This is a genomic window from Pseudarthrobacter sp. NKDBFgelt (assembly GCF_046097905.1).
In the GTDB taxonomy this organism is placed as follows: Bacteria; Actinomycetota; Actinomycetes; order Actinomycetales; family Micrococcaceae; genus Arthrobacter; species Arthrobacter polychromogenes.
The window spans coordinates 51,933-57,932 of sequence record NZ_JBJURL010000017.1 but is presented as its reverse complement, the minus strand read 5'-3'; the positions used below and the strand labels follow the sequence as shown (position 1 = coordinate 57,932).

Annotated in this window: 4 protein-coding genes; 1 reads left to right on the top strand and 3 read right to left on the bottom strand. The window is 59.5% G+C overall.

Going from position 1 to position 6,000, the window contains the following annotated elements:
* Both ACKAE7_RS06985 and ACKAE7_RS06980 read right to left on the bottom strand, forming a co-directional pair.
* Nucleotides 1-674, bottom strand: a 674-nt coding sequence (locus tag ACKAE7_RS06985) for a tyrosine-type recombinase/integrase (protein WP_408978805.1), incomplete at its 3' end; no start/stop codon positions are given.
* The gene (locus tag ACKAE7_RS06980) at nt 634-1,758 is read right to left on the bottom strand and encodes a tyrosine-type recombinase/integrase (RefSeq protein WP_408978807.1); all 1,125 of its coding nucleotides are present in this window, start codon (nt 1,756-1,758) and stop codon (nt 634-636) included. The genes ACKAE7_RS06985 and ACKAE7_RS06980, both read right to left, overlap by 41 nt.
* 474 nt (nt 1,759-2,232) lie before the next feature.
* On the opposite strand from ACKAE7_RS06980, the gene ACKAE7_RS06975 reads away from it, so the two are divergent.
* Nucleotides 2,233-2,799, top strand: coding sequence for a recombinase family protein (locus tag ACKAE7_RS06975; RefSeq protein WP_408978804.1), 567 nt, complete (start codon nt 2,233-2,235; stop codon nt 2,797-2,799).
* A 303-nt stretch (nt 2,800-3,102) separates the two neighbouring features.
* Here ACKAE7_RS06975 and ACKAE7_RS06970 read toward each other — a convergent pair whose 3' ends face one another.
* Nucleotides 3,103-5,520 carry a hypothetical protein gene (locus ACKAE7_RS06970; RefSeq protein ID WP_408978803.1) on the bottom strand — a complete coding sequence of 806 codons (2,418 nt, stop codon included), beginning with the start codon at nt 5,518-5,520 and terminating at the stop codon, nt 3,103-3,105.
* Nucleotides 5,521-6,000: the final 480 nt, after the last annotated feature.

Genomic DNA, 6,000 nt, shown 5'->3' with positions numbered 1-6,000 from the left:
GTCAGCTCGCCCTCGGCGACTGCAATGTCCTCATGCCTTAGTCCGAGTGCTTCGCCGATACGGATTCCCGACTCCCAGAGCAGGACGAACAGGAACCGGTCCCTCAGCCGCGTGCACGCATCCAGCACTGCTTGAGCCGTCGCCGCAGGCAGGACCGTGGGCAACCTCTTCGGCTCACGCAGCTTCACGATCCTGCGCCGCTGCGGCCTGTCCCCGGCAAGGTGAGCAAGGAACGGTCTCCATCCCGTTCTTCGGTACCGGACCGTTTCGAACTCGGTGACAAGGTCGCCCAGCGGGACCCCGTGACGGGAGTGGAACACGTAAAAGCCGCTCACGGCCGCGAGCTTGCGGTTCAACGTGCCCGGCCCGCAGTGATGGGAAGCCGATGGCAGCAGCGTCACGTCAGCGGCGCGCCCGGCAGGCGGAAGCCGCAGCCAAGCGACGAACTCGCCGACGTTCTCCAGCCTCACCTGGCGCCAATCAATGCCGCGGTGGCGAAGAAAGACGAACCAATCCTTGAGATCATGCGCATACGCCTTGAGCGTGTTCGGCGACCTCTCGACGTCGGTCAGGTAAGCCAAAAACCGCTCCACCGGCTCAACGACACCATGATCATCAAGCACAGTCCACGACTCAAGCGGCGAACCGGACACCAAAACTCGTTGAACCTGCATGAACCCTCCCGCGATCCCGTGTGATGGACAGCTTCAGATAAGCACCTCCATCACGCGGAACTGCACGGTTACGGGCCCCGTGCTGCACGTCAAAGACACCCCGGTTCCTGCCCCAGATAATCTGCACGAATGCTGGGTCATAGCCGGCTTCGATCAGGTGGGTCACGTAGGAATGCCGGAGGCAGTGCAGCCCCAGTTCTTTGGGCAATCCAACAGCGTCCCGTGCAGCTGCGAAGGCATCCCCGAAAGAACCAAGCGACATCCGGGCGCCCCGCTCGCTGGGCCACATCGCCGATGACCGGTCCGCTGTTGGGAAATTGGCCCGCATCCCGCCGGAGGTCCACGTCCTCAGCTGATCCACGACCCAATCGAACTCCGGCACGGTCAGAACAGTGCGCCGTCTGGGCCCGGAACCTGCGGTGCCTTTGGCGAACCGCACCTGGATGGCACCGAAGCGGCCATAGTCGGTGACGTGGGGATTGGGGCCGAAGTCCTCCAGATCCAGCATCGTCATCTCGCGCCGGCGAAGCCCGTAGGCATAACAGACTTTGAATGCCACCGAGTCGCGGAACAGGGGCAGCCACCGCTTGGTTCCCGCAGCATATTCACGGTCGACGAGATCGTCGATATGGTCAAAAATCCGTTGTAGTTCCGCCTTGGTGAACGCCCGCCGCGCTGCCGGGACCGCGTCGTCGGTCGTGTGCCTGGGCGTGTTCCATTCAAAGCAGATCTGGCTCGGAATGTCGCCGAAAGTGCGTTCGCAGAACTCACCCCAGCCGTAGCCAGGATGCGTCAGGTAGGCGCAGAACATCGCTACGGCATTGCTATAAGAGCGCAGCGTCTTCAGGCTGATCGGCTTCGCACCGGAACGCAGGCCGGCCAGGAAATCATCGACGTCTGCCGGACGCCATTGCCACGGAAACTCACCCGTGAACTCCTGGAACCGTTCCAGCAGCTGGCAGCGCTGTTTGATGGTGTCCGTCGTGAGCCCACGGGCCAGCATCTGCGCCCGCCAGCCATCCAGCATGGCCGTAAAAACCCGCTCGTCGGCCCTGAACAGCCCAACGTCCGGATCCACCAGCATCCTCGGGACAAAACCCGGAACGGCACCACTCACTCCAACCCCTAAACCATGGAAACATGCATTAGATGCAGGAAACCTATAGCGGCAAGGGATCCAAGGGCAAATTCGTGCTCCGGCGTCCGAACACACCCATCGCCACAACGAGGGTCTGACCTGCGAAAACACTGATTTCGTTGAGGAACGGGAGTTCTCGCAGCTACTTCTACTCCCGTTGTTTAAAAGCCGATAACGGATCTTATGTAAGGCTGAACCCTGCTTATTGCATCGGATGCATCATTTGCGGCCTATCTGCAGGATCCTGATCCCGCACCCTGCGGAGTGTTTTTCGGGGCAATCAGGCTTCGCATTCGATGCAGTTGGAACCAGGACCCCGACCTTCGCGTTGCCGCTGCTTCCACCGGATCCGGCCGGTCTTGACGTGGTCCTCGCGTGAGCTGACACTCGTTCTCACATACCGACGAACGGGAGGCGGCCGTGAAGGGTCAGCGCATCGGGTACGTGCGGGTCAGCACGCTCGACCAGAATGAGCAGCGCCAGCTCGAAGGCCAGGTTTTCGACCGGACGTTCACGGACAAGGCCTCCGGCCGGGACACCGCGCGCCCGGAGCTGATCGAGCTGCTGCGTTTCGTCCGCGAGGGGGACACCGTCGTCGTGCACAGCATGGACCGGCTTGCGCGAAACCTCGATGACCTGCGCGCCCTGGTCCAGGGCCTCACAAGGCGCGGAGTGAGGGTGGAGTTCCTCAAAGAACAGCTCGTCTTCACCGGTGAGGACTCCCCCATGGCCAACCTCATGCTCTCGGTCATGGGAGCATTCGCCGAATTCGAGAGGTCCTTGATCAGGGAACGCCAGCGCGAAGGCATCGCCCTCGCCCAGCAACGCGGCGCCTACAAGGGACGGAAGAAAACCCTGACACCGGAGCGTGCCGCCGAACTGGTCCAGCGCGCCGGCAGCGGCATCCCGAAAGTCGTCCTCGCCCGTGACTACGGCATCAGCAGGGAAACCGTCTACCAGTACCTCCGTCACGCCAGACTGGAATGAACCCAACCACTCCCCCGGCCCCAGAACCTCTTGAGGAGGCCGTTCGCCATAGCGTTGCCGGATACCGGGGTTGTTCCCAGCCAATCTCAAGGTTCACCCTGCAGTGTTAACTTCGGAACTTCGGCCAACCGCTATTTGGCCGGAGTTTCGCCAATCATCAGGCCTTTGTCCTGCCGGCTGCGCCTGGTCCGCCAAAGAGCATCCCCGTTTGTTCCAGCTCGCTGGCTGGCTAGTTAGCCGCTTCGCGGCGGTTGAACGCGCAATGAACTATCTGGCGGTGGTGGTCGCGCATTAGCTGGGCGGCTACTTGCGTTTCTTCTTTCCTCGCCCGCCACGCAGGCGGACTGTGCTGCGCCGAGCACTGGGAGGTAGTTGAGTGAAGGTCATTCTAAGATCTCTTAGCGGGGCGATTTCTACGGCCTGGTCGCGGTCGGCGGTTCGTTCTTGTGACGTGCCCCGGTAGCGCGTTCCGATTAGCGTTCCGTCAGGCTGATAGAGCAGCAACATCGCTCTGTTGGAGTGCGTCTGGTACTGCTTGTCATCCGTATACTCGGCAAGGTGGAGCGTGCTCGCATCTTTCGGCGCGACGGATATCGTGAGTAGCCAGGATCCGTAGAGACTGACACCGTGTGTTGTCAGGCTGCGTTCAATGCCACCACCCCGTGCTGCTCGCCTCAATTCCTTTAGATTCTTCCCAATATTTCCTTGGGCGCGTTCGCTTAGGGCAACCAAATCGGCGCCAAATCGCAGCCATCCAGAAGTCTTGGCTGCTTCGCTGGCGGATAGGTACTGCTCAACCCACAGCTGCTCACGCCTGCTTGGCTTTGCCGCCTCAGTCCGTGAAAGGCCTTCTTGCCAGTAGAACCATGCATCGAGTGGGTCAGTAAGCGTGCCTAGTCGAACACGAGGCTGCGCTTCGTAGCGGCGCACTTCGTAGGCCTTGACAGGCGACTCGACTGGTATGTGCCGGGCTATCTCGTGCGGGTCAGGGTCGAAGTACATTCCTCCTGTGAGGAACCACATGAACATGTCCAACTCGTCCACGCCATCGACCATTGTCGCGAGCCTGCGGCTTCTGCGACGCCGCAGGTATTCGAGGAATTGGGCAGGGCGATCGACGGTTCGGCTTATCACGGTCAAGTCGTGCATGCTGACGATCCACGGGACTTCGTCAGATTCGATGATGCCTTCGTTCGCCAGCACGTTCATGGACAGGGATAGGGGGCCCATGTCGTCGAGCATCACGACGATTGAGTGAATCTCGGAGGCTGACGACAAGTCGAGCCATTCGCCTTCGACGCTCCAAACGCCGCCGTTTGTGCTTATAAGGCGCGTCAATCGATCGGCTTGCTCGTTGCCCTCCTTGAGAGTCTTCTGCAGATCCTTGGCTAACCGCTGGGGGTTGCCGCTGCGGGATTTCTCGGTGATGGACGCGGCTTTCACCTCAACGCAAAAAGCCACTCCATCGACCAGGAACAAAATGTCAGACTCGTACTTGTCAGTCTCTACAGCAGTACGGTCGCCCTCACGACCCAGGTTGCGTGTGTCCCTGATATCAACAGGAGCGATGTACTTCTGCCCTTCCCAGTGCGGTCTAGCCCCGTGTAAGAGCTTGCCAAGTAGTTCAGCAGCTTTCGACTCGGAGTAAACAGCACGCCGTTTGTCATACTTCGGCCACAGTTTTGCGGCCCCGCTCTTTTTCTCGGCAGCAGCCGAGATGAGGCCACGTTCGAGATTCCGGCGCAACTCATCTTCGCTCAGGAAACCGTTGAGAAGGAGGTATTCATCGCCATCAGCGATGCATCCCCACGGAGCCGGAAGTTCACCATCAACGAACCGTAGGACTGGATTGATGTGGGTTTCCACCGGCCGGGTGGTGCTTAAGAAGTCCAGAGTTGCACGCACAGTCGATTCCTCGACCCCAGAACGGTCAGCAACATCAGCAGCTGAAACCGCGCCGAACAACCGGCACTCATTCATCATGAGATTAATGTCGCGCGTGAAAGATTCCGGATCGGCCGGTACGCCGGCTTTGCTGGCTTCCCCAATTCTGTCCCGGGCACCAAACAAGCGCTCGTTCATTAAGGCCGTTGATGCCTCGCGGACAGCACGGACGTCGTTGAGAGTAAATCCGAGTACGTTACTCAAGACAGACGAGACGGTTGGGTGACCGATGAGCTCAGTATTAACTTCCTGGGCGATTGATTCATACTGGCGTCCGCGGACAGACAGCTCGTACCCCATGAACTCGCCAGCGAGAATACCGAGCGGCTGGTTCGCTCTCTGGCCGCGAAACAGAGCGAGTGTTCGCGCCGCGGTCACAATTTCCGCAGCCAAACGAAGCGCTTCTGCAGGGTTTGGTTGACCGGAGTTTTTCCCCGTTAACGGTTGCCGTGGCAGCCCCATCCCCAGCAGCGTTAGCGCAACGACATCCTGGGCAGCTTGGGACCCCTCGACCTGGCTTTCGCTTTCCCTGAGACCAGTGAAATCCCACGGACCGGCAGCGAGCCGAGTGAAGGCAAGCGCATCGAATGAGTCATAGCCTCGCAAATGCTGCTCTAGCGATATTTGGGCGGCAGTTATCGCGTTTCGCAGATATGTCTGAGGGTCATCATTGACCGTCATGCTCGTGGCCATGTGCTGGTAGTAGCCAACAGCCCTATTGAGGCTGTTGGCCATATTGCTGCCCACAACATCTAGGCGACCGGGTGTGGAGTTCATGCCGCAAGTATTGCAGCGACCTATGACAAGCCATTGCAGTTGCGGGCGCTTTGCTCCACGGTCGCACCGTCAGCACGTGCTCTTGTGTCCCGCTCCCCAGCTTTACAGAATCACGGTTATTGGCCTTTGGAAACAGGCGGGGGAGTGCCAATAGAAAGGCTTGTTTCATGCCATTATCCGTGGCGTTTTCTGCCTGCCTCCATGGGCGCGGCCTCACTCTTCTTTTCTTGGCGAATTCTCGTGCCCGCGTCACAACCGTTGACGCATGCCGGGAGCGGTGAAGGGGTCGTCGCAGTCCGGATCCGCAAAGGGCACGCCAGATCGATTTCCACAGACAACTGAGACCAGCTCTGATGACCGGACCCACAGGATCCGCGTTTCCCCCAGCCATCCTCAGATTCAAAACAATAATAATCTCGCAAATGAGAAATTGTTCTTGACTCTAGCAGTGGGGTCGCCGTAGGCTCAAGTAGTGGCTTA